Raw genomic sequence first — 22931 nt, forward strand, 5'->3', positions numbered from 1 at the left:
TTGCGCCAATGGTCAGGCCGCGGGGGCACGGGGCTTTTGATCGAGGGTTGAAAGGGTCAGCGCCAGAACGTCGGCGGCTCGGGCGATGGCTTCGGTGTCGGTCCACTCTTCGGGGGCATGGCTGATGCCGCCCTTGGAGGGCACGAAAATCATGGCGGCGGGGGCAATGCGCGCGACAAAGGCCGCGTCATGGCCGGCGCCGGACGCGAGCGAGCGCGTCGCGAGGCCATGGACTTCGGCGGCTTCGCGAATGATGCCCTGGAGGCGCTGATCGCATAGGACTGCGAAAGTGCGGCTCAGGCGCTCGGTGGCGGCGACACGGCAGCCTTCGGCTGTGGTAGCGTTCTGAGCCAGAGTGTCGATGGCAGCGAGATAATCGTCCATGGCCGCATCGTTCTCGGCGCGGATGTCGACGATCGCTTCGGCGGCCCCGGGCACAACATTGGCGCCATTGGGCTCGAACTTGATGACGCCGACGGTGGCGGTGAAATGGCCCCTGCCCTTTTCGGCCTCGACGCGGGCGGCATCTCGAAGTGAGAGAAGGAGGCGCGACATGGCCATGCCGGCATCGGCGCGCATATTCATCGGCACGGTGCCGGCGTGACCGGCTTCGCCTTCAAGGCGAATGCGGACGCGGGCGATGCCGGCGATGCCGCTGACGACGCCGAGGGGGATGGCCTCGGCTTCAAGGACGGGGCCCTGCTCGATGTGGATCTCGACGAAAGCGGCGACATCGGAATGAAGCTTGTCGCCGAGGCGCGAGGGGTTGCCGCCCATGCAGGTGATGGCGGTATCGAGCCGCTCCTGGTCTGGACCAACCATGGCGAGGTGGTCCAGCGTCAGCGCGCCGACCATGCCGCGGCTACCGATGCAGGAAAGGCCCCATTCGCTTGGTTCTTCGGCAAGGAAATCGACGAGGTCGATCGGATGTTTTGGCGTGTAGCGGGCGTCGCGCAGAGCGCGGATGGCGGCAAGGCCGGAGAGAATGCCGGCAATGCCGTCGAAACGGCCGCCGCTCGGCACGGTGTCGCTGTGCGAGCCGGTCATCAAGGCGGGGGCGGACGCATCCGTGCCCTGCCAGCGGCCGATGAGATTGCCGGCGGCGTCGATACGGGTGGACAGGCCCTCTTCGGCGAAGCGCTTGGCGAGATAGTCGCGTCCCTTCAGGAACATCGGCGTGAAGGATCGCCGAGTCCAGGGTTTGCCGGGCTCGGTGAGCGCCGCCAGCGCGTCGAGATCGCGCTGGAGCTGCTCGCGATCCACCTTGATCGGGGTGTTGGTGCCAGGGATGTTCATGCGGCGATTGCCGGGGTGACGCGGTTGGGCTTGATGAAGCGGCCATTGCCGGGCTGCGCCAGGACGTTGGTGCCGTCGAAGACAAGATCGCCGCGGAGGAAGGTGGCGACCGGGGCGTGGCGAATGAGGCGGCCTTCATAGGGGCTCCAGCCGACGACGTTGTGGCCGCTGGCGGAGGGGTCGTAGTAGCGCGGGCGTTCGGTGAAGACGGCAAAGTCAGCGTCGAGCCCGAGGCCAAAGCCACCCTTTTGGTCCGCAATGCGGAAGAGGCGCGCCGGGTTGGATGCCAGCAGTTTTGCCGCGTGGGTCAGCGGCAGGTTGCGATCGGTGAGACCGTCGAGGAGAAGACTGGGGAGCACTTCCAGGCTCGGCATGCCCGAGGCGTTTTCGAGCATGACCGCGGACGACTTGCGTTCAAGGCCCCAGGAAACGTGGTCGGTCGAGACGATGGTGATATGGCCTGCGGCGAGATGCTGCCAGAGCTTTTCGCGTTCGGCGGCGGATCGGATCGGCGGATTGCATTTGGCGCGGCCGAGCATGCGCGACACATCTTCTTCCTCGCTACAGACGAGATAGTGGATACAGGCTTCGATGGTCGCGTCGACGCCCTGAGCGCGATAGGCCTGGGCAATGTCGTAACCGCGGCCGACGGAGCAGTGAACGATGTGGGCAGAGGCGCCAGTTGCCTGGGCGATTTCGTAGACTTCGGCGATGGCCAGAGTTTCGGCGATCGGCGGGCGGGATTCGCCATGGGTGCGGTAGTCCGTGCGGCCTGTTGCCTTGATGGCCTCGCTCCAGACCTGAACGCACTCATCGTTCTCGTTGTGCACGCCGGCGATCAGGCCGGTCTTGGCGACTTCGGTGAAGGCCGCATGCAGAAGCGGCGTCGGGATGCGCGGAAAACGAGTTGAATCGGTGTTGAAGGTCGAGAACTTGAAGGAGGCGGCGCCCGCTTCGGCCATTTCGGCGATATGGATCGGGCCATGCGCCGGATTGATCGTGCCATAGAGCGCGAAATCGACACGGGCCTGTTCGCCGGCACTGCGGGCCTTTTCGCGGATCATGTCGCCAGTCGAAATCAAGAGGCCGGCGTCATAGGGCATATCGACGATGGTGGTGACGCCGCCGGCAGCGGCCGAGCGCGTCGACCAGATGAAATCTTCCTGGTCCTTTTGCGAGCGCGAATGGACCTGGCCGTCGATGACGCCAGGAAGGACGATGGCGTCGCCGAAATTGTGGACATCTTTTGCCGCGGGCGCCGTGCCCGAGCCGAGCATCGCGATCTTGCCATCGCGCACGGCGGCAAAGCCGCGCTCGACGATGCCGTCTTCGCCGACGAACCGGCCCTGGATGACTGTATCGAAATCACTCATGATTATGCTCCGTTCAATCCAGCGCCACGACCGGCGCAACCTGCGCATCATAGGCGATATCAAAGGTCTGCAAGAACTGCGTGGCAATGTCTGTGGGCACGCCGCGCAGTGCGAGGTACTGGCTGGCTGCAACGCCGCCTTCCCCACCTGCCGGCGGGAAGGCTTCGGCGAGCCGCTGGACATGCAGACGCTCGGCTTCAAGTTCAAGGCGTTTGATATCGTCGCGTAGCGCCTGTTCGGATGGCGCGGTGAAGCGCCCCTTCATGGCCTGGCGGGCGCGGCGGAGCGGTTCGATGGCGGCAGCGCGCCAGTCTTCGCTCTCGATCACCAGCGCATCGAGATTTTCGGCAGCAATGCCGTGGCCGACCCGATCGGCAATGCACAGCACCAAGAGCAGCGGCACATCGACATTGTACCGCTCCTGCAGGTCGAGGCAGGCACGGCCAAGCGCGGCGTCGCGATAGGCGGCGCACATATCGGGCCAGACGCGCTGGAGAAAGCCGGGATTGCTCATCGTCTTGCCCTCACGCCGCCATGCCGGGCGCTGGCTCATCATGGTGATGATGGCAGGCGACCATCTGGCCACCTGGCGCGGTCTGCAAGGTTGGGACGACTTGGGCACAGATGTCGGTGGCGCGCGGGCATCGGCTGCGGAAGGCGCAGCCACCTTGGGGCCGATTGCGCGAGGGCATCACGGTGCGCTTGCCATCGGGCTCGATCTTTCGCGTGGCATCGACCACGGGCACGGCTTCGAGCAGCGTGCGGGTATAGGGATGCGCCGGTCGGGTGTAGATCTGCGGCCCCGTGCCGATCTCGACAATGCGGCCCATGTAAAGCACGGCCACGCGATCGCTGACATTTTTGACGACCGCGAGATCGTGCGAAATGAAGATCAGCGCGAGATTACGGTTTTCGCGGATGTCCTGCAGCAGGTTGATGACCTGCGCCTGCACCGAGACGTCGAGCGAGGCGACCGGTTCGTCACAAACGATGAGTTCAGGCTCGACGGCGAGCGAGCGGGCAATGGCGATGCGCTGGCACTGGCCGCCGGAAAACTGATGCGGCTTGCGCCCGGCAACGAGGTCGATATCGAAGCCGACATCGGCGAGAGCGGACTGCACGCGGGTCTTGCGTTCGCTGGCGGGCTTGCCCTGGATGACGAGGCCCTCGGCGACGATGTCTTCGACATTGCGGCGCGGATTGAAGGACGAGAGAGGGTCCTGGAAAATCATCTGCAGGCGATTGCGCATGCGGCGCATGTCTTCGCTTGGCAGGGTGATGAGGTCCTGGCCCTTGTAGCGCACCGAACCCTTGGCCGTCGTATTGGCATTGGGCAGGAGGCGCAGGAGCGCGCGGCCGATGGTGGTCTTACCGCTGCCGCTTTCGCCGACGAGGCCCAAGGTTTCCCCTGCCCCGACGGTGAAGGAGACGTCATCGACCGCCGTCATTTCCTTGCCGGCGCGGGTGAAGCTGACCGAGAGGTTCTGGACCTCGAGAATGGCGTCACTGGACATGGGCAACCTCCTGCGGCGCCTGGCGCGGCAGTTCAGCCAGCGGGAAATGGCAGGCAAAGCGATGGTCGGGGTGAATGCCGGCCGACATCGGCGGCATCGCTTCATGGCAAATGGCCTGAGCCGACGGGCAGCGCGGCGCGAAGGGGCAACCGGCAGGACGATTGGCTAGGTTCGGCGGCTGGCCGGGAATGGTGCGGAGCCGTGTGTGTGCCGGCTGGTCCATGGCGGGCATGGCCGAGAGCAATGCTTCGGTATAGCGATGGCGCGGATTGCGAAAAACTTCGGCGGTCGGGCCATACTCAACGACATTGCCGCCATAGAGCACGAGGATTTCGTCCGTCCGCCCGGCGACGACGCCGAGATTGTGCGACACGAGGATCATCGACATCTGCCGCTCGGCCTGGATGGTCTGGAGCAAATCCAGCACTTCCTTTTGCACGGTCACGTCGAGCGCCGTCGTCGCTTCGTCGGCGATGAGCAGATCAGGCTGGCAGATGAGCGCCGCCGCAATCATGATGCGCTGCTTCATGCCGCCCGAGAACTGGTGCGGATAATAATCGTAGCAATCCTCGGGGTCGGGAAGACCGACGAAGGATAGGAGTTCGATGGCGCGAGAGCGCGCTTCGACCTTGCTCAGGCCCATATGGATGCAGCCGGCTTCCTCGATCTGCCGCCCGATCTGGACGAAAGGATTGAGCGAGGTCATCGGGTTCTGGAAGACGATGCCGACCTTGCGGCCGATCAGCCGGGCACGATCTCGCGGCTTCAGCGCAAGCAGGTCCTGCCCTTCAAGTTCGATCCGGCCCATGGTCTTGAGGCCCTTGGGCGCGATGCCCATGATGGCCTTGACCAGCATGGACTTTCCGGCGCCGGATTCACCGACAATGCCCAGAGCGCGGCGGGGCGCGAGGGTGAAGTTGATGTCCTGAAGGATCTGCAAGGGACCGGAGACAGAGTCCATCTCACAGGTCATGGCGGCGCAGGAGAGGATCGGGCGAGGAGCTTCGGAATACATCTCAGCTCTCCCGTTCGCGGCTGTTGAGGCGTTGGGCGAGATAGTCGCCGATGGTGTTGAAGGCATAGACGGTCAAGACGATGGCGAGCACGGGTCCCACGATGAGAATGGGGAAGCGGCTCAAGAGATCGGTCGAGCTGGCGATCATTCCACCCCAGCTCGGTGCCGGCGCAGGAATGCCGTAGCCAAGAAAGCTCAGCGAGCCCTCTGTGATGATGAGGCCAGCCATCAGCGTCGGCATGACGGCGGTCAGGGCCGGAATGAGATTGGGCAGGATTTCCTTGAGGAGGATGCGGCCATCGGTGGCGCCCATGGCGCGGGCGGCCAGCACATAGTCGCGGTTGGACTGCGAAATGACGCCGGCTTTGGCAACGCGGGCATAGGTGCCGATATCAAAAATGCCGAGGACGACGATGATGGTGACGACGGACGGACCAGTGACCGCGACGAAGGCGAGCACGACCAGCGTCGAGGGCATGGCGGCAAGCGCATTGGCGAAGAGATCGACACCGCGCTCGAATATGCCGCGATAGTAGCCGGCGAGCATGCCGAGGAGGAGCCCGGCGACGAGGGCGATTGTCGTCGAAATGGCGACGATCATCATCGAGGTCCGCGCGCCATAGAGCACGCGCGAGAAAATGCTGCGGCCGATATCGTCGGTGCCAAGGAGGCCATTGAGCGACCATTCCGGCAGAGCCGAGAAATCGCCATAGGGCAGTTTCGGGCTGACAAGACCGGGGATGAAATCGACGAAGAGCGCGATCAGCACCAGCAGGACGAGAAAGATCGCCGCCAGCATTTCAAAGGGCGAGGCGCCGGGGAGTTTGAGGCGGCTCGACCAGGGCATGGCGTGGCGCACGATCTCGCCGAGCTTGGCATCGGGGCCAAGCTTGAAGACGGGGGAATTGCCGATATCGGTCATGATACTTTCACCCGTGGGTCGATGAGCGCATAGCCGAGATCGACCAGCATGAAGACGATGACGAAGATGACGACGGTGAGCGATAGGATAGCCTGGACGAGCGGAATATCGTGGCTCTTGACGGCGCTCAGGATGGTCCAGCCGATGCCGGGCACGGCGAAATAGCTTTCGACGACGAAGGAGCCGGCGAGCATATAGGTCAGCGACAGGCCCATGACCGTCAGGATCTGCGGCATGGCGGGGCGCAGGGCATGATGGAAGAGAATGTAGCCGAGCGGCAGGCCCTTGGCGCGGGCGACGGCGATATAATCTTCCTGCAGCGTCGTGACGAATTCGTTGCGCGCCACGCGGTAGAGATAGGCCGTCTGGTGCATGCTGAGGCAAAGAACGGGCAGCGCTACATACCAGAGATTGGCCACCGGATTTTCGGTGAACTTGGCCCAGCCCGTCGCCGGGAACCAGCGCAGCACCATGGCAAAGAGATAAGAGAACAAGACCACGATGACGAAGGTCGGCACGGCGAGGAGCACCGTCGAGATCGAACGCATGACCTTGTCGGCGAGCTTATTGGGATGGCTCGCGGTGTACATGGCAATCGGAATGCCGAGGAGCGACACGGCCATGGCAAGGAAGGCGATCTCGAAGGTTACGGCAGCGCGTTCGAGAACGACGCCGAGAATGGGTTGTTGGCTGAAGAGCGTCACCCCGAGATCACCGCGGAGGAGATCCCCGAGCCAGCTGAGATAGCGCTGCCAGAGCGGCAGGTCATAGCCATATTGGGCATTGAGCGCCGCGATCTGCTCTGGCGTTGCGTAATCGCCAAGGATCAGCTGCGCAGCCGAGCCGGGCGCCAGGCTTGAAAGGGCAGTGGCGCTAAAAGTCACCAGCAGGAAGACGAGAACCCCGGTGATCAATCGCGTCGATATGGCCCGAAAATAGGGCATTGCGCTATTCAGCACGTCAGTTCCCTTTCCTGTTCCGGCGGCGAGTTTTGACACCCACCGCCACCTTTGCGTTCACCTTCAATGGCGCGCTCAGATGCGCTTCCACTCTTCTTCCGCGTCCATCCAGCCGATGTCGCGTTCGAGCAGGTTCCGCTGCTCTTCCTTGGTGTAGCCACCCATGTCGTGCTCATCGGAATAGCGGGTGCTCTGCTCGGCAAAGACGCGCTTACCGAAATCCATCATTCCGTACATCGAGCCTTTTTCGAGGTAGTGCATGGTGACGAGGTTGAAGCCGAGGGCGCCGATATCTTCGAGTTCGACGAAGGGCTTGCCATTGACCCAGGCGATGTCGCCAAACATCTTCCAGCCCGGCAGCGCCGCGTTGACCTTCTTGCACTCTTCGAGGGTGCGCAGACCATGGACATAGGTCATTTCAGCGCCGAGATCCTCGGCCTTGACGCAGCGCTCGATGGCGTCGTCGAGGCCCTTTTCGAGCTTGGACTCGGTGCGGGCGATGACGACACAATCGGTGTCGGCGCAGGCGTCGAGTGCGGCCTTGATCTTGGCCAGCCAGAGTTCCTGGGAAATCACCGGATGCTCGATATTGCCATCGAGCTTGCCTTCGAGCGTCGCCTTTTCCATGGCGCGGCCGAAGCGGGCATAGCCGCGTTCGTTGGGCGTATCTTCGAGGAGAATCGCGGCAGCGCCGGCCTTGGCGAGGCGGCGGCAGGTGCGATAGGCCTGGGCCACGTCACCGAAGCAATCGTCGGCGTCGATGATCAGCGGCAGCGGGGAGTAATCGGAAATGCGGTCGGTGGCCCAAACCAGCTCTTCCTGATTATGCAGGCCCATATCCGGCACGCCCGACATCGAAAAGCCGAGCGAGGCGCCCGAGAGCAGAATGGCTTCGAAACCAGCCATTTCCGCTGCCTTGGCCGAGTAGCAATCCCACACGCAAGGGGTGAAGACCTGCTTCTCGCCAAAGAGCTGGCGGAAGGTTTTTCTGGGGCGTTTGTCGAACATGAGATGACCTTCAGGTGTCATTGGATGGACGCCGTCGGCATCCGTTTTATGGGACGGTGCCGCGGGGAGGCGCGGCACCGTTTGCTCCGTCACGAGGGAAGAACGGAGCGGTGTGGGCTAGAGCTTATTTTGCAGCGCAGGCGTCTTCACAGACGTAGAGATACTGCTTCTGCAAGATGCCGCCATTGGAGGGCACGATGCCGCCAGTGTTGTCGCGGAGCAGCAGGAAGCGCGTCTCCGAGCCAAAGATGTAGAGCGGCAGGTCCTCGGCAATGACCTTCTGCACGTCGAGATAGGCAGCCTTGACCTGAGCCTGATCCATGGTCGCATTGGCGGCATTGAGATAGCCGTCCATGGCTTCGCTCGAATACTGGCCCCAGTTGTCGACGCCACCGGTCTTGAGAAGGTTCGAGATGATCGGCTCGGCGCCATTGGCCACGAGCACGCCACCATCGACGCAGAGGTCGAAATTGACCTGGGTCTGGCACTGCGGCTTAAGCATGGCCTGGTCGACGAGTTCGAGCTCGACTTCGACGTTTTCGTAGGCCGACAGCACCTGCTGCAAGTACGAAGCGAGACGCTTGAGGTCCGAGTTCGAATAGGTGACGAGCTTCATCTTGAACGGCTTGCCGTCGGCAGCCAGTTCGTTGAAGAGCTCCTGCGCCTTTTCCGGGTCGTAGGTCGGCAGAGTGTATTCGGTCTGATAGTAAGGCGAGGCTTCGGTGAAATAGTTGGTCGGGGTCACATAGCCATCGACCTGGGTATAGGCCTGCATCAGGCGGGCCGGATCGACCGCGTGGTAGAAGGCTTCACGCGCGCGGTGATCGGTGAAGCTGCCGGCGACCTGATTGAAATAGGCGCGATAAAGGCCCGGGATCGGGATTTCATGCGTCGTCACACCGGGTGCTTCGGCATTGGCGCCGAACTGGTAGGGATAGCCCGCCATCATCTGCGCGCCGCCCTGAACCACAGTCGAGATACGGCTGTTGGTTTCCGGGATGATCGCGAATTTCAGCGTGTCGAGATAGGGGCGCGGCTGGTCCCAATAGTCCGGATTGCGCTCGAACGAGAGCGAAATGCCCTGATCCCAGCTTTCAAAGAGGAAGGGGCCAGCGCCGACCGGCTTGATCGCGGCCTTATCCGAGCCGGCAGCTTCGAGCGCCGCGGGCGACGCAACGAAAGGCGCGGACTGGGCGACAGTCGAACCGAAATTGCGGTTCGGAGTCGGCAGGGTGATTTCGATGGTCAGGGGGTCGATGATCTTGACGCCGTCGATCCAGGACGAAACGAAGGGCTGGGCCGGTGCGAGCGTGTCGGGATTGGCGGCGCGCTTCCAGTTGTAGACCACGGCTTCGGCATCATAGGGATTGCCGTCGGTGAATTTCACGTTCGGACGCAGCTTGAGGGTCCAGACCTTGGCGTCGTCACTGGTCAGGCTCTCGGCCATGCCGCCCTGAACCTTGCCTTGGAGGTCGACATAGACCAGGAAGCCATACACGGAATCGAGCTGATCCATTGGGCCGCCCGGGAAGGTGCCCGAGGTGATGGCCGGATCCCAGCTCTTGATATCGGAGCCGGCGATGATGGTCATTTCACCGCCGCTCACGGCCTGCTCGTCGGCCTGAGCAAAGGCGTTGCTGGTCATGCCGGTCAAAACCGAGGTGCCGAGCAGAGCGAGTGCAAGCGCAGCGGCTCGGCCCATGCGGGCGGCGCGCGACTTGCTGGTAGTCGTCAGATTGTTCATGTGTTTCTCCATTTTTTGCGGCCTCCTTTCTCCAGAGGAAGCCCGTTCCCTTATTCATGCTGGCTGAGGCGGCCAGCGGACGCGTCCCTGACTAGCTCAGACCTCCTTCTTTCCATCGGCGCACACTGGGGTGGTCGAGATCGAACAGGTCCAGAGCGCGACCCACTGTCTGGCTCACCAGATCGTCGAGCGTCTTCGGACGGGTATAGAAGCTGGGCACGGGCGGCATGATAATCGCCCCGCTGCGCGTTGCCGTGTCCATCAACGCGATGTGACCGGCATGAAGCGGGGTCTCGCGCACCATCAGGACGAGCTTGCGACGCTCCTTGAGGCAAACGTCGGCGGCCCGCGAAATGAGATCGTCGGAATAGCAATGGGCTACTGCGCTCAGCGTCTTGATCGAGCACGGCGCGACCAGCATGCCTTCGCATTTGAACGAGCCGGAGGCCACCGCTGCCCCGATATCCTTATGCGGATAGGTGACATCGGCCAGAGCGCGAATTTCCTCGGCAGAGCCAACGACGCCCTCTTCCATGGCCGTGCGCACACCGGCGCTCGACATGATGAGATGGGTTTCGATGCCTTCGATTTCGCGCAGCATCTTGAGCGCCTGCACGCCGTAGCAAGCGCCGGAGGCTCCGGTAATCGCAACGATCATACGGCGCTTGTGCATGGCTCAGCGCCCCTTGGCCCGGGCGCGGGCCAGAACGGCACGCATACGGTCGTAAGAAGCTTCCGGCGGGAGGGCCTTGTCGAAGCCTTCCTTGCGGTCCGACTGTCGGATGGTCGCGTCATAACCGATCTTGGCGACCATGCCGCCCGATTCCTGCGGCTCGGAACGATCAGCGGGAAGGTCGGTGACGATCAATACGTCGCGCTCGGCGCGCATGCGGGTCGACTTGGCCAGCTCCACCGCCTCGGTGTCCCAGGGGTCCACATCGCTATCGACGATGGTGATGTTCTTGATGATGCTGACGGCACCCCAGCAGATCGCCATGGCGCGGCGGGCCTGGCCGGGACGCGGATTGTGGATTTGCACGACGACATTGTTGCGGCCCGAACCGGACGCCGTGACGGCGACTTCGCCGACATTGTGGATCGAGCGCGACAGCTGGGCCTTGAGGCTCGCTGCAATTGGGATGGCGCCGAGATAGATGTGTTCGGCGTGGTAGCCGGGTTCGATGACCTGGAACATGGCATCTTCCCGCCGCGTCATGCGGTGGAAGCTGGCGAGGACACCAACGCCATAATCCTCGTACATGCCATGATATTCCGAGACATAGCCCTCTTCGATGGGCTTATCCGCATGGATGAAGCCTTCCAGCACGATCTCGGCATCGGCCGGCACGAGGATGTCATTGGTGAGACACTTGGTGACGCGCACCGGCGCGCCGAGCAGTGCACCAGCACAATGCAGTTCATCGTCGCCAAGGCCAAGATAGAGGCAGGCGGCCAGCTGAATGGCGGGATGTGCACCGAGAACCACGGCGAAGGGCAAGGGCTTACCCATCGCCGCGGCCTTGCGCGCCATGATCGCGAGGTGATGGTTCGGCGCAATGCCGATCAGTGCCTCGGTGGGGCTAAGGATCTTGAGGCGCGCATAGGAGGCATTGCCAAGGCCGGTTTCGGGATCAACCGCAACCATCATGCCGGCGCTAATATAGGGGCCGGTTTCCTTGGCAAAGAATGTTGGAACAGGGAGGCGAGCAAGAACGCCATCGGCAAAATCGACCTGCTGGACAGGTGCGTTTTCGACGATCACTGGCGCAACCGGCTTCTTGACAGAAGCAAGCAGCGTTTCCTGGATTTGGTCAGGCTCGACGCCGAGGGCCAGCGCGATGCGCTTGCGATCAGAGAGCAGATTGCCGAATGCAGCGAGGTCCGAACCCTTGAGATTGCTGGCAATGACAGCATTGGTATCGTGGGTCAGCGACAGCAGTGCGGAAAGATCGAAATGCGGATCGACTTCTTCGCCGACCACCAACAGTTCGCCTTGTGCCTCGAGCTGGCGCAGCATCGGCCGGCAGGACTGGTCCTGCACATCGAGGCCGAACACCCTCTCGTTTTGAGGCGAAAGATCTGCCACCGCTGAAACACTAACCAAAACCACTACCCCGCCGCCCTCTGACTATTTGATGAGCATGGAGCGATCGGAGGGGCGTGAGTAGCCAGAGCTCCCTTAATTTAGGTATCGGAAATTTTTAATCTTAGTGCCATTATCCTCCCACGTGCGGTGAGCGGCAGATGCCATTGACGCTCAAGCGTTTAATATCTGCGCCATGTGAGCAGTGCTGTTCCGCGATACTCCCCAGCTCCGGAACGTTCGGGAGCAGGCCCTTACCACAGCCTTTCGGAACGCCGAACGAGGCGTCGCCCCGAACTAAGTCGCCGCCGCTTCCAGTTCTTTTTCGCTGGCGAGATAGCCAGCACGTTGCGCAATGATGGCGCAGACGAAGAGTTGGATTTGGTGGAACAGCATCAGCGGCAGGATGATCATGCTGACGGCTTGACCAGCGAACAGAATGTTGGCCATGGGGAGTCCGCTGGCGAGGCTCTTTTTGGAGCCGCAGAAGAGCAAGGTGATCCGATCGGCTGGAGTGAGCCCTGCTGCCCGCCCAGCCCACACCGTGGTTACCATGATGACCGCGAGCAGAATGACATCGGCCGCGATGATGATCGAAAGGCTCGCCAAACTTACTTCTTGCCAGATGCCGGCGATGACGCCGGCGCTGAAGGCTGAGTAGACGATGATGAGGATGGAGCCACGATCAACGACCTGCGTCAGAACGGAATGACGGCTGATGAAACCGCCGACCAAGGGGCGGAGTAGTTGGCCGAGGATAAAAGGCGCGAGGATTTGGAGGCCGATATCGAGGATGGATTTTAGCGAAATGCCATCGCCCGAAGAATGCAGTAGCACGGCCACCAGCGCCGGGGTGAGGAACACGCCGAGCACATTCGACATCGATGCCGCGCATACTGCCGCAGGGACGTTGCCGCGTGCGATCGACGTGAACGCGATCGATGACTGTACCGTGGACGGCAGTATGGAAAGATAGACGATGCCGATCGCCAGTTCTTCCTCGATCCATGGCGACAGGACAGCCGCTAGGGCCAATCCGCAAAGAGGAAACAGCACATAGGTGAAACCGAAGACCAGGCCTTGCAGGCGCCAGTTGGCGATGCCCGCCACGATGGCGCTGGTGTTGAGCTTGGCGCCATAGAGGAAAAACAGCAGCGCGACAGCGAAATAGGCGATCTGGTCGACGATATCTGCCCCGACGCCCGACGCGGGAAAAATGGTCGCGAGCGCTACAGTCCCGATCAGAAGGAAGAGATAATAATCGAGGCCGAAGCGTTTCAGGCGGTTAGCAAGGGACATTGGGACGTGCCAGATCGAGGAGATGGGGTTTGGTATAATGGATCGGCGCAATGATCCACAGCGCTCGGGCAGTTTTAGTCACGGGCAACCTTAGCGCGCTTCAAGCAGCCTAGCCGCTGATGTAGCGCCGCATGCAGTACATGAGCGTCGCTTTCTCGTCGCTCTCACGAACGCTGACGACACGTCCGAAGAGAACTCGGTGGGTTGCTTCGTCGACAAAACTAGTGAGTTCGCAGTCAAAGCTCACTGATGCGGTGGCGAGGACGGGGACTCCTGCAAAACCCTCGTGCCATTCGCCAAGGGCAAAGCGCTCCAAGCCCGGCATTCTGCCTCCAAAAAGTTCCGAGAGGTCTTCCTGGCCCGGCCTCAACGTATTGACGCAGAAGTGGCGGGCTTTCTCGAAGGCATGAAAACATGAGCTGGCACGATTGATGCAAACGAGCAGTGTCGGGGGTGTATCGCTGACACTGCACACGGCCGAGGCTGTAAAGCCATAACGTTTCTCAGCCAACGTCGTGGTGACGACATTGACGGACGTGCCGAGGCGCGACATGCCGTTGCGATAGGTGGCTTTGTCCACAGAGTTGGGGCGATGGTCCAAGACGTCCATATCGGCCTCTCAAGCATATTTTAGGGCGGAAGAACCGGAGCGGCGTTTGTCGTCGCTACTTTTGATCGGTTTGGCGGTGGCGAACCCAGCTGGCCACACGGGGTGACGACGGGTCAGTGCTTAAGTCGATAGCTCCTGGCGGACGATTGCAGCACCGGCACTCAGGGCCTGCAATTTTCCTGTAGCGATCTTTCGGGAAAGAGGCGCCATGCCGCAATTGGTGCTGGGATAGAGCTTGTCAGCGTCCACGAACTGCAAGGCCTTCCGCAGGGTCGCGGCGACTTCTTCCGGAGTTTCGATGGTGTTGGAGGCAACGTCGATCGCCCCGACCATGACCTTCTTGCCCCGAATGAGCTCGATCAGGTCCATGGGGACATGGGAATTATGGCACTCGAGCGAAATCAGATCGATGCTCGATTTCTGTAGCGTCGGCAGCGTCTTTTCATATTGCCGCCATTCGTCGCCGAGCGTCTTCTTCCAATCCGTGTTGGCCTTGATGCCATAGCCATAACAAATATGGACGGCAGTCTCGCACTTGAGGCCCTCGATCGCGCGCTCAAGCGTTGCTACGCCCCATTCGTTTACCTCGGCAAAGAAGACGTTGAAGGCCGGCTCGTCGAACTGGATGATATCGACGCCCGCAGCTTCAAGCTCCTTGGCTTCCTCGTTGAGGATTTTAGCGAACTCCCACGCGAGCTTTTCGCGGCTTTTGTAATGCGCATCGTAGAGCGTATCGATCATAGTCATTGGCCCCGGCAGGGCCCATTTGATCGGCTGCGTAGTCTGGCGACGCAGAAACTTGGCGTCTTCGACGAAAACCGGCTTCTGCCGCGAAACGGCGCCCACGACGGTGGGCACGCTCGCATCATAGCGATCGCGAATGCGCACGGTTTCGCGCTTTTCGAAATCGACGCCATCGAGATGCTCGATGAAGGTCGTGACGAAATGCTGGCGCGTTTGTTCGCCGTCGCTGACGATATCTATGCCTGCCTGTTGTTGATCTGCGAGGGAAAGGCGCAGCGCGTCCTGCTTGCCCTCGACGAGTTCTTCGCCGTCCAGTTTCCAGGGCGACCAGAGCTTTTCAGGCTGGGCCAACCAAGAGGGTTTGGGCAGGCTACCAGCCGTCGAGGTGGGGAGGAGTTTGTTCATGATGCTCGATCTTCTGTTCTTTTAACTGTTCAGGACGCGTAGCTGGCGGACCACTGGTCGAGCACGCTCTTATAGGGCTTGATAAAATGCTCTTCGGCGAACTTGCCCTGCTCGACGGCGAGGCGGCTACGTTCGTCGCGGTCATAGATCACCCGCGTCACGGAATAGTCCTGGTGCTTCAGGTCGGGCTGATAGAGAGCTCCGGCAGCCGAATTGGCGTTATAGATCTCGGGCCGGTAGATTTTCTGGAACGTCTCCATCGTGCTGATGGTGCTGATCAATTCCAGATTGGTGTAGTCACCCAAGAGATCGCCCACATGGTAGAACGCGAGCGGCGCCACGCTATCGGGCGGCATGAAGTAGCGAACCTTGAGCCCCATTTTGGCAAAATACTGGTCGGTCGACGAAAACTCGTCCTGGCGATACTCGACGCCCATAACCGGGTGCTGATTTTCGGTGCGGTGATAGACTTTGCTACTTGAGGCACTGATGCAGATCACCGGCGGCTTGCTGAAATTTGCGCGGTAGGTTTCAGAGTTCAGGAATGCCTTGAATAGCTTGCCATGCAGATCGCCGAAGCTCTCCGGAATTTTGAATTTAGCTTGCCCCTTATTGTGTTCGGGCAGCACGACGCTGAAATCGTAGTCGCGAACATAGGACGAGAAATTATTGCCGACGATTCCGTCGACGCGCTCATTCGTCCTCTTGTCCAGAATGGTCGACTTAAGGATTTCGATGAGGGGGAACGAGGCGCTCTTTCCATCGGCACCGATCGTCAACTCGACAGTGACGATGTCGAGGTCGACGGCGTAGCGGTCGGCTTTGGGGTTATCCCAGCGCGCCAAGGCGTTGAAGCGATTGTCGATCATCCTCAGCGCATTGCGCAGATTTTCCTGCCGGCGCTCGCCGCGAGCGAGATTGGCGAAGTTGGTGGTGACGCGCGTGTTTTCAGCGGGCTGATAGTCCTCGTTGAAAGCAACGGTCTTGATTGCGAAAGTCAGGTCTTTGGTCATGGAGCGGTCGCCGTCTCTTATCGGTCTTGATGTCAGTCAGCAGGGTTGAAAGTGGCGCATGACGCATCGCCAGCGCGCATCATCGGGACGTCGAGCAGACCTGGCATTCGTGGGTGGCACGCCAAACATGCCGGCGGATTTTGCATTTGAGACATGACAAGCCCCATTCTGTTGGGGGCAAGGCCAAGGCAAGCACATAGCGAAGCGGGCCGCGCTCGCGACCATCACTACGGCACACCAGGACACCCCGCCCGTGGACGTTATTTCGCCGAGGCAGGTCTCCTGGCTCGCGGGTCATCGCCGTTATCCGTCTTCCCAGGTCTGACCCCAGTGACATGTTGGACTTCGGCTCGCCGCTTACAGTTGCGGGGGCAGCTCCGGCATTCCCGACCTTTCGGGGCACCGGCTTCCCTCTTAGCTCCGGCACATCGCAAGCGGCGACCGGAGAACCTTGGCCTCTGCACTTTCCGGCAGAAGCCATCACGAGTCAATACCGTATAAAGATATCTTTATATCTTTAATTCATCAGGTGAGTGGTTTGAGGTTTGCAGAGCGTGGAGCAGCATGATGCGAGCCCCTTGCTCGCGTCTGGAGCTAAAGCTATCGCGCTAAAGAGATTTTGGTTGTGAAGTTAACAGCGACGGTCGCGCCGCTCGGTGCGCGACCAAGGCTAGTCTTCCGCTAGATCAAAGACGCCGCGGTGCCGGTGCGCCTGAAATCGGCCGATGCCATGAGACCGGCATCGCTGCGCCAGCACATCTGGAAGGAGCCCATATTCCAGTCCCATGCCGGCATGGGAGTGAGATGGAGGCCGAGGGCCGTGACGCCAAGGACGGCTTCCGGTGCCAATCGACTTTCGATCGTGAGCGCATAATTATCCTCGAGCGGCAGCATGCGCGGGGCATCAGACGCCGCATCGGGCGTCATGCCGAAGTCGAGAATATTGACGAGCATTTGCGCCACTGTCGCATAGACATTGCCCGGCGTGCCAAGCGCCAGCCAAGGCGCGCCATCCTTCATGACGAAGGTATTGCCCAAGATGTTGCGCATGCGGGCGCCCGGTGTCCGCCAATTAGAGAAGTGCGCGTTCATCGACGTCTGCTCGTGCGATCCCATCATGGCAACGCCGCCGACAGCCATGCCGGGGATGCCACCCGACTGCACCGTGTTCATCATCTGCAGCCAATTGCCTTCAGCATCGACGATCGAAATTTCACAGCTGCCGACCGGCGCCTTGGACTTGGCGCTGTTCCAACCGGACGCGGCAAAGGCGGCGGCGCCGGTGGTCAGCCGGACATGGTCGGTCAGATCGACCTTGGGCCGGCTGGCCTTGATCAGTTGGGCCAGGGAGCGGTGATAGGCCGGGTCCATGATGGCGGTGGCACCCTCGCCGAAATATTGAGGGTCGTGGAGGAAGCCGCAGGCCTGTTCGGCCAGACGGAGCGCGTGGCTCATATAGAAGAGATAGTCGGCGCCAAATGGCTCCATCTGGGCAATGCCCGCTTCCTCGAGCACGCCCAGCACCAGCGAGCAGAACACCGCCTGACGTTCGGGCGGGGCCAGACTGACAATCTCATTGCCGCGATGACTAAAACTCAATGGCTCCTGCCAGCGCGGCGGGTTGGCGGTCATATGGTCGAGCCGCACCGGCCAGCCGAGGGCGTTGCCGACCGCCACGAAATCACGCGCCCATTGGCCTTCGGTAAAATAGGTTGGGCCCTCCTCCGCTAAAGCCCGCAGCGTCTTTGCCAAAGAGGGATTGCGCGTGATGCTGCCGACGGGTGGCAGATAGCCATCAGGCATGAAGACGGCGCGGCCTTCTTCGAAATAGGTCGAAAAGGGAGCGGCGAAGACGTTGACGCCATATTCGAAGGAGGAAACCGGATGGCCCTCTTCAGCCCAGCGAATGGCATCCTGGCACAGTTCGGACCATGGCCGCGTGCCAAAGCGATCGTGCATGGCGCCAAGTCCGGGCATAAAACCGGGAATAGCCGCTTGCGGTCCCGGTGCGCCCTCCCGCGCCCAACCACCGACGCCGTTGATCGGCCGGAATGGCGCCAAGTCGTGCGGCAAGGTGCCGAGTGAATTCAACTGATAGGCGCGCTTGGTCTTGGCGTCCCAATAGAGAAACGAGACCATGCCGGCATGGCTGGTCAGGTGGGGCTCGACCGCTGCCTGCACCAGTGCTCCGGCAATGGCGGCATCGGCCGCATTGCCGCCACTAGCCAGGACTTTCATCACGGTTTCTGTGACGATCGGATTGCCGGTGCTCGCCACCGCCTTGCCGCGCGCCAGAGGCTTGGGGCCCTGGTCGACGATATAGCGGCTTTGCAGGTCAATCAGGCGTGCTTGATCCATCTGATGTCACCGTTTTTCTTCGAGCTAAAGATTATTCCTTCGGCTCCATGGCGTCGCGGAGACCATCGCCAAGGAAATTCACGGCCAGCACCGTGCAAAGGATCAACAGCCCCGGGGGAATGGCGAGCCAAGGCGCGACGCTGAGATAGGAACTGGCGCTGTTGAGCAGATTCCCCCACGTCGGTACCGGCGGCTGGATACCAAAGCCGAGAAAGCTCAGAGCCGATTCCAGCATGATGGCGCTGCCTACGGCCAGAGTCGCCGAAACAGTGATTGGGCCGATGGCATTGGGCAGGATATGGCGGAACATGAGGCGCGCGCCCCCTGCCCCCAAGGCGCGGGCCGCCTCGACGAATTCGCGCTCACGAAGCGCCAGAAACTGGCTCCGCACCAAACGCGCCGTACCCATCCAGATCAGCATGCCGACGATGGCGACAAGGAGAGGCGGACTGGGACGAAAGAGCCCGGACAGCAGCAGCACAAGCGGCAAAGTCGGGATCGACAACATCACGTCGGTCAGCCGCATCAAGAGCGCGTCGGTCCAGCCACGGTAAAAACCTGAGAGCGCGCCCACCAAAGTCCCGGCTATCGTCGCAATGATTGCGCCCGCAAGACCGACAGCGAGCGATACGCGACCGCCATAGATCAGCCGGGTCAGGGAGTCGCGACCAAGTTCGTCAGTCCCCAGCCAATGCTGCGCTGAAATCGGTCCGGGTGAACCAATCAGCATGAAATCCTGCCCATCGAAGGAATAGGGCGAGAAATAGGGGCCGATGATGATCGCGACGGCGAGAAGCAACAAGAACGTCAGACCAGCTACTGCCGGCTTGTGCTTGAAGAAACGCTTGATGACGCGACGGCCGTAGCTTTGCGGCGGCTGGACCTTGGCCAGCGGAATGGCAGTGTCAACCATAGCGGATCCTTGGGTCGAGCGATGCATAGGCGAGATCGGCGATGATGTTGGCGATGATGATGCCAAGCGAGCCCATCATCATCAGACCCATCAGCATCGGATAGTCGCGGCCATCCATGCTTTCCATGAAAAGACGCCCAATGCCGGGCCAGGCAAAGACGGTTTCTGTAATGACAGCACCAGAAATTACGGTCGCAAAATCCACCGCGATGACAGTGACGGCTGGGATCATGGCGTTTCGCAGGGCGTGAAGAATAACCACACCCCGCTCCGAGCGACCCTTGGCGTAAGCGGTACGGATATAATCCTGATTGAGCACGTCGATCATGCCGGACCGGATAAACCGGCTCCAGCTCGCGACAGTGGCGAGCGACAGGACTGCGGCGGGCATGACGATATGGCGCAGACGATCGAGAAAATCGCCGCCGCCGATGGATTTATAGCCAGCCGATGGCAGCCAACCCAGTTGCACGGAAAACAGCAATTGTAGCAGTAAGGCCAGCCAAAAGACGGGGATCGAGATACCGGCGAACGAGGCCAGCGTCAGGCTACTATCGAGCTTCGAGCCACGGCGCGAAGCGCTGATGATTCCAAGAGGAATAGCGATGATGAGGGAAATGATCAGCGCAAGGCCGCCCAGCTCAAGCGTTGGCCCGAGGCGCAAGACGATTTCGGTCAGCACCGGGCGACCAGTGCGGATGGAGTAACCCCAATCGCCGACCACCATGGACTTCAGCCAGAGGAGGTATTGAATCGGCACTGGTTGATCGAGACCATACGCGGCCGAGATCTGCGCCAGCGCTTCCTTACTGACGGCAGGGTTCTCGGTATACATATCGAGCGGACCGCCCGGCGCCAGATGGATAATGGCGAAAAGAATAACCGAAATACCCAGCAGCAGCGGGATGGCGCTCAGTAGACGGCGCAAGACGTAACCAAAACTCATGCCGCCTCCAGGCTCGCAAAAAGAAAATGCCCCCGGCCCGTTGCGGCCGGGGGCGTTCGTCCAGTGGAGATTACTCCATGTACCAGGCAGAGGTATCGACGAAGTTGGTCATGTTGGTTGGGTTCGGCACGAAGTTCTTGAGCTTTGTGGTCTTGGCGATCAAGGCCACGTTGTTGACCAGCGAGATGGTCGGCAGGTCTTCGGCCAGGATGGCTTGGAACTTCGAGGCTGCAACCTTGCGCTCAGCTGGGTCCAGCGTGTTCTCGAATTCGGCCATGGCTGCATCGAGCTCAGGGTTGGAATAGGACTGGCCATTGTTGGCGCCGCCCGTGCCCCAGAAGTCGTGGTAGACGGGGTTAGCCGAGGTGATCCAGCGACCATAGATCAGGTCGTAGCCGCCCTTGTAGCGGGCTTCGCGATAGGCAACGCCGGTTTGGTTGTTGGCGGTTGCCTCGATGCCGATGGCCTTGAGCTGGGCAATGATGACTTGCTGGGCGAGTTCGTCATCGGCGCGACCGGACTGCACCATGAACGCATAGGAGAGACGTTCGCCGTCCTTTTCACGGATGCCATCGCTGCCGGCGACATAACCGGATTCGTCGAGGAGCGCGTTGGCGGCGGCAACGTCATAGGCGAGGACCGGCGTGCTGTCGTCGTAGAAATCGAACACCGGTACGACAGGCGACTTGATAGCCTTGGGGAAACCACCCTGAGCGCGAATGATCACTTCGCGATCGATGGCCATGGCAATAGCCTTGCGCACGTTGAGATCGGCGAGCGAGGGGCGCTTGAAGTTGAAATCGAGGTGCTGCCAGCTTAGCTGCGGCCCCTGGACGATTTCGATGCCCTCGATGCCCTGAACCTGGCTCGCCTGGCTGTAGGGGGTCGAGACGACCATGGTCACTTCGCCCGACTTGAGCTGGGTGATCAGGGTATTGGTGTCGGGGATCATCTTGAAGATGATGGAGTCGAGGTAGGGCAGCTTGTCGCCGTTTTCAGCAGTGCGCCAGTAGTCGTCATTGCGCACGGTCTCGACATACTGGCCGCGCACGAATTCCTTGACCTTAAACGGTCCGGTGCCGACCGGGGTCTCATTATAGGACGAGGTATTGAGATCGGTGCCTTCGAGGAGGTGCTTTGGCATGATGCCGAAGGTGAACAGCGTCGCGGCAAAGGTCGGCGTGATCGTGTTGTAGTTGACGATGACCGTGTAGTCGTCGGGGATGTCGATGCTCTCGACTTCGGACGAACCATCCTTGGATTCGGCGATGAACGCTGGGTCCTTGACGGCCTCCCAGGTGTATTTCACGTCGGCAGAGGTGAAGGGTTCGCCATCATGCCACTTGACGCCTTCGCGCAGCTTGTAGGTGATCTGCATGGTCTTGCCGTCATCGGAGACGACAATGCCGCCATTTTCGAGCGATGGCACTTCGGTGGCGAGAACCGGCACATAGACCGCGTCCTTATCAGGCGCGATCAGGCCTTCGATGACGGCGGCCTGCGCATCGCCGAGGAAGCCGGTCGAATAGGGGTTCATCGTATCGATCTCATAGGTGAGACCGACGATCAGCGTGCCGCCTGGCGCCTGGGCCCAGGCTGGGAAAGCCCGCATGGTGGTGAGTACGGCGGTACCGGCAAGCATGCCCTGAAGCGCTGCACGGCGGGTCAGTTTGATTGTCATTGTCACGTCCTTCTACCTGATGCCCATGCGGGCGTTTGCCTTAGCCAGCTTCGGCCGGTCTTGTCGTCTAGTAGCCCAGCGTTCGATCCACGAGATGCGGCAGCTTCTCGCCGCGCTCGAACCGCCGGATATTTTCAGCCATTTCCGCCACGGCCGTATGCGCATGCGTCGGCGCTGCTACGTGCGGGGAAAGCAAGACTTTTGGGTGGCTCCACAGCGGATCTGCCGCCGGGAGAGGCTCGGTCCGGAAGACATCGAGGGCGGCACCGCTCACCTGTCCACGATCGAGCGCATCGATCAGATCGGCATCGACCACATGGCCACCGCGCGCGCCGTTGATGAAAAATGCGCCCTTGGCCAAGGCGTTCAGCACGGTCGCATCGACGACATTCGCCGTTTCGCTGGTCATAGGCAGGAGGTTGACGAGAATGTCAGCGCCCCTCACTGCATCCATGAGGGCCGGGCGGCCCGCAAAGCTGGTTGCGCCATCGATCGGGCGGCCAGATCGGCTCCAGACGCGCGTCTTGAAACCGAAGCGGACGAAATGGCTGGCAACCTGCGAGCCAAGGGCCCCTGCCCCGAGCACGGCGACGGTGCGCTCGCGCGCCAGCTTTTCCTGCTGCGGCGCCCATTCGCGCTTGGCCTGAAGGTCGGCGTAGATGGCGAGGTTGCGGTGCCAAGCGAGCGCGTGGGCCAGCACCCAATCCGACATGCCGTCAGCCAATCCATCATCAACCAGACGGACAATCGGCAAATGGTCCGGCACTTCGCCGCTTGCAAGCAGGTGTTCGATGCCGGCATTGAGACTTAGCACTAGCTCTAGCCCCGGAACTGCAGCGATAACACCCGGCGTCGGGCGGCCAACGACGATATAGGGCACAGGCGCATCCCCAGACTGGGGCTGCTGGGTGAACACTTCATGCTCTGGCAACTCGCTGCGAAACAGCTCGGCCATGTGCTCTGGATTGCTTCGTGCGGCGATAAATATACGTTTCATGACAAGCAGCATGGTGCGGCAGGAAGGCGTCATGCAATGCCCGAAAAAATC

At 61.1% G+C, this 22931-nt stretch carries 20 protein-coding genes and 1 riboswitch; all 20 genes read right to left on the reverse strand.

Annotated elements, in window-relative coordinates; translation table 11 throughout:
- Positions 1 to 12: 12 nt before the first annotated feature.
- On the reverse strand, positions 13 to 1296 hold the full coding sequence (locus ASG47_RS02870) for a Zn-dependent hydrolase (RefSeq protein ID WP_061907202.1): 1284 nt from the start codon (positions 1294 to 1296) through the stop codon (positions 13 to 15).
- Positions 1293 to 2669 (reverse strand): dihydroorotase, encoded by a 1377-nt coding sequence (locus ASG47_RS02875; protein WP_061907203.1) that lies wholly within the window; start codon positions 2667 to 2669, stop codon positions 1293 to 1295. The genes ASG47_RS02870 and ASG47_RS02875 overlap by 4 nt, the downstream gene beginning before the upstream one ends.
- Before the next feature lie 13 nt (positions 2670 to 2682).
- Positions 2683 to 3183, reverse strand: a complete 501-nt coding sequence (locus tag ASG47_RS02880; RefSeq protein WP_162243204.1) for a TIGR02444 family protein — start codon at positions 3181 to 3183, stop codon at positions 2683 to 2685.
- A gap of 10 nt (positions 3184 to 3193) precedes the next feature.
- Positions 3194 to 4183: an ABC transporter ATP-binding protein gene (locus ASG47_RS02885; RefSeq protein WP_061907205.1), complete on the reverse strand. Its 990-nt coding sequence runs from the start codon at positions 4181 to 4183 to the stop codon at positions 3194 to 3196.
- Positions 4173 to 5198, reverse strand: a complete 1026-nt coding sequence (locus ASG47_RS02890) for an ABC transporter ATP-binding protein (protein WP_061907206.1) — start codon at positions 5196 to 5198, stop codon at positions 4173 to 4175. Before ASG47_RS02890 ends, ASG47_RS02885 begins: the two co-directional genes overlap by 11 nt.
- 1 nt (position 5199) lies before the next feature.
- A complete protein-coding gene (locus ASG47_RS02895) occupies positions 5200 to 6120 on the reverse strand; it encodes an ABC transporter permease (RefSeq protein ID WP_061907207.1) in 921 nt (306 codons plus the stop codon).
- Positions 6117 to 7064 (reverse strand): ABC transporter permease, encoded by a 948-nt coding sequence (locus tag ASG47_RS02900; protein ID WP_061907208.1) that lies wholly within the window; start codon positions 7062 to 7064, stop codon positions 6117 to 6119. The genes ASG47_RS02895 and ASG47_RS02900 overlap by 4 nt, the downstream gene beginning before the upstream one ends.
- Before the next feature lie 90 nt (positions 7065 to 7154).
- Positions 7155 to 8087, reverse strand: a complete 933-nt coding sequence (locus ASG47_RS02905) for an isocitrate lyase/PEP mutase family protein (protein ID WP_061907209.1) — start codon at positions 8085 to 8087, stop codon at positions 7155 to 7157.
- A gap of 124 nt (positions 8088 to 8211) precedes the next feature.
- A complete protein-coding gene (locus ASG47_RS02910; protein ID WP_156463950.1) occupies positions 8212 to 9831 on the reverse strand; it encodes an ABC transporter substrate-binding protein in 1620 nt (539 codons plus the stop codon).
- A gap of 91 nt (positions 9832 to 9922) precedes the next feature.
- Positions 9923 to 10504, reverse strand: a complete 582-nt coding sequence (locus ASG47_RS02915; protein ID WP_061907210.1) for a UbiX family flavin prenyltransferase — start codon at positions 10502 to 10504, stop codon at positions 9923 to 9925.
- Positions 10505 to 10507: 3 nt separating this feature from the next.
- Complete coding sequence (locus ASG47_RS02920) at positions 10508 to 11848, reverse strand: UbiD family decarboxylase (protein WP_082511533.1); 1341 nt, start codon at positions 11846 to 11848, stop codon at positions 10508 to 10510.
- A 363-nt stretch (positions 11849 to 12211) separates the two neighbouring features.
- On the reverse strand, positions 12212 to 13213 hold the full coding sequence (locus tag ASG47_RS02925) for a bile acid:sodium symporter family protein (protein WP_061907212.1): 1002 nt from the start codon (positions 13211 to 13213) through the stop codon (positions 12212 to 12214).
- A gap of 109 nt (positions 13214 to 13322) precedes the next feature.
- Complete coding sequence (locus ASG47_RS02930; RefSeq protein ID WP_061907213.1) at positions 13323 to 13823, reverse strand: flavin reductase; 501 nt, start codon at positions 13821 to 13823, stop codon at positions 13323 to 13325.
- A gap of 120 nt (positions 13824 to 13943) precedes the next feature.
- Complete coding sequence (locus ASG47_RS02935; protein ID WP_061907214.1) at positions 13944 to 14972, reverse strand: methionine synthase; 1029 nt, start codon at positions 14970 to 14972, stop codon at positions 13944 to 13946.
- A 29-nt stretch (positions 14973 to 15001) separates the two neighbouring features.
- Entirely contained in the window at positions 15002 to 15985 is a 984-nt protein-coding gene (locus tag ASG47_RS02940) for a DUF1852 domain-containing protein (protein ID WP_061907215.1), read from the reverse strand.
- A 254-nt stretch (positions 15986 to 16239) separates the two neighbouring features.
- Positions 16240 to 16454: riboswitch (cobalamin riboswitch) on the reverse strand.
- A gap of 212 nt (positions 16455 to 16666) precedes the next feature.
- Positions 16667 to 18343 carry a gamma-glutamyltransferase gene (locus tag ASG47_RS02945; protein ID WP_061907216.1) on the reverse strand — a complete coding sequence of 559 codons (1677 nt, stop codon included), beginning with the start codon at positions 18341 to 18343 and terminating at the stop codon, positions 16667 to 16669.
- Positions 18344 to 18374: 31 nt separating this feature from the next.
- Positions 18375 to 19256: an ABC transporter permease gene (locus ASG47_RS02950; RefSeq protein WP_082461221.1), complete on the reverse strand. Its 882-nt coding sequence runs from the start codon at positions 19254 to 19256 to the stop codon at positions 18375 to 18377.
- The gene (locus tag ASG47_RS02955) at positions 19249 to 20202 is read right to left on the reverse strand and encodes an ABC transporter permease (protein ID WP_061907217.1); all 954 of its coding nucleotides are present in this window, start codon (positions 20200 to 20202) and stop codon (positions 19249 to 19251) included. The genes ASG47_RS02950 and ASG47_RS02955 overlap by 8 nt, the downstream gene beginning before the upstream one ends.
- Positions 20203 to 20272: 70 nt before the next feature.
- The gene (locus ASG47_RS02960; protein WP_082511517.1) at positions 20273 to 21883 is read right to left on the reverse strand and encodes a peptide ABC transporter substrate-binding protein; all 1611 of its coding nucleotides are present in this window, start codon (positions 21881 to 21883) and stop codon (positions 20273 to 20275) included.
- 67 nt (positions 21884 to 21950) lie between these two features.
- Positions 21951 to 22880 carry a 2-hydroxyacid dehydrogenase gene (locus tag ASG47_RS02965; RefSeq protein ID WP_210168431.1) on the reverse strand — a complete coding sequence of 310 codons (930 nt, stop codon included), beginning with the start codon at positions 22878 to 22880 and terminating at the stop codon, positions 21951 to 21953.
- Positions 22881 to 22931: the final 51 nt, after the last annotated feature.

This window comes from Devosia sp. Leaf420, from assembly GCF_001425445.1.
Lineage (GTDB): Bacteria > Pseudomonadota > Alphaproteobacteria > Rhizobiales > Devosiaceae > Devosia.

Bases quoted from the DNA above. Each gene is read 5' to 3' on its own strand.
- ASG47_RS02870 (WP_061907202.1), bottom strand. From the start codon at position 1,296: ATGAACATCCCTGGCACCAACACCCCGATCAAGGTGGATCGCGAGCAG.
- ASG47_RS02875 (WP_061907203.1), bottom strand. From the start codon at position 2,669: ATGAGTGATTTCGATACAGTCATCCAGGGCCGGTTCGTCGGCGAAGAC.
- ASG47_RS02880 (WP_162243204.1), bottom strand. From the start codon at position 3,183: ATGAGCAATCCCGGCTTTCTCCAGCGCGTCTGGCCCGATATGTGCGCC.
- ASG47_RS02885 (WP_061907205.1), bottom strand. From the start codon at position 4,183: ATGTCCAGTGACGCCATTCTCGAGGTCCAGAACCTCTCGGTCAGCTTC.
- ASG47_RS02890 (WP_061907206.1), bottom strand. From the start codon at position 5,198: ATGTATTCCGAAGCTCCTCGCCCGATCCTCTCCTGCGCCGCCATGACC.
- ASG47_RS02895 (WP_061907207.1), bottom strand. From the start codon at position 6,120: ATGACCGATATCGGCAATTCCCCCGTCTTCAAGCTTGGCCCCGATGCC.
- ASG47_RS02900 (WP_061907208.1), bottom strand. From the start codon at position 7,064: ATGCCCTATTTTCGGGCCATATCGACGCGATTGATCACCGGGGTTCTC.
- ASG47_RS02905 (WP_061907209.1), bottom strand. From the start codon at position 8,087: ATGTTCGACAAACGCCCCAGAAAAACCTTCCGCCAGCTCTTTGGCGAG.
- ASG47_RS02910 (WP_156463950.1), bottom strand. From the start codon at position 9,831: ATGAACAATCTGACGACTACCAGCAAGTCGCGCGCCGCCCGCATGGGC.
- ASG47_RS02915 (WP_061907210.1), bottom strand. From the start codon at position 10,504: ATGCACAAGCGCCGTATGATCGTTGCGATTACCGGAGCCTCCGGCGCT.
- ASG47_RS02920 (WP_082511533.1), bottom strand. From the start codon at position 11,848: ATGCTGCGCCAGCTCGAGGCACAAGGCGAACTGTTGGTGGTCGGCGAA.
- ASG47_RS02925 (WP_061907212.1), bottom strand. From the start codon at position 13,213: ATGTCCCTTGCTAACCGCCTGAAACGCTTCGGCCTCGATTATTATCTC.
- ASG47_RS02930 (WP_061907213.1), bottom strand. From the start codon at position 13,823: ATGGACGTCTTGGACCATCGCCCCAACTCTGTGGACAAAGCCACCTAT.
- ASG47_RS02935 (WP_061907214.1), bottom strand. From the start codon at position 14,972: ATGAACAAACTCCTCCCCACCTCGACGGCTGGTAGCCTGCCCAAACCC.
- ASG47_RS02940 (WP_061907215.1), bottom strand. From the start codon at position 15,985: ATGACCAAAGACCTGACTTTCGCAATCAAGACCGTTGCTTTCAACGAG.
- ASG47_RS02945 (WP_061907216.1), bottom strand. From the start codon at position 18,343: ATGGATCAAGCACGCCTGATTGACCTGCAAAGCCGCTATATCGTCGAC.
- ASG47_RS02950 (WP_082461221.1), bottom strand. From the start codon at position 19,256: ATGGTTGACACTGCCATTCCGCTGGCCAAGGTCCAGCCGCCGCAAAGC.
- ASG47_RS02955 (WP_061907217.1), bottom strand. From the start codon at position 20,202: ATGAGTTTTGGTTACGTCTTGCGCCGTCTACTGAGCGCCATCCCGCTG.
- ASG47_RS02960 (WP_082511517.1), bottom strand. From the start codon at position 21,883: ATGACAATCAAACTGACCCGCCGTGCAGCGCTTCAGGGCATGCTTGCC.
- ASG47_RS02965 (WP_210168431.1), bottom strand. From the start codon at position 22,880: ATGAAACGTATATTTATCGCCGCACGAAGCAATCCAGAGCACATGGCC.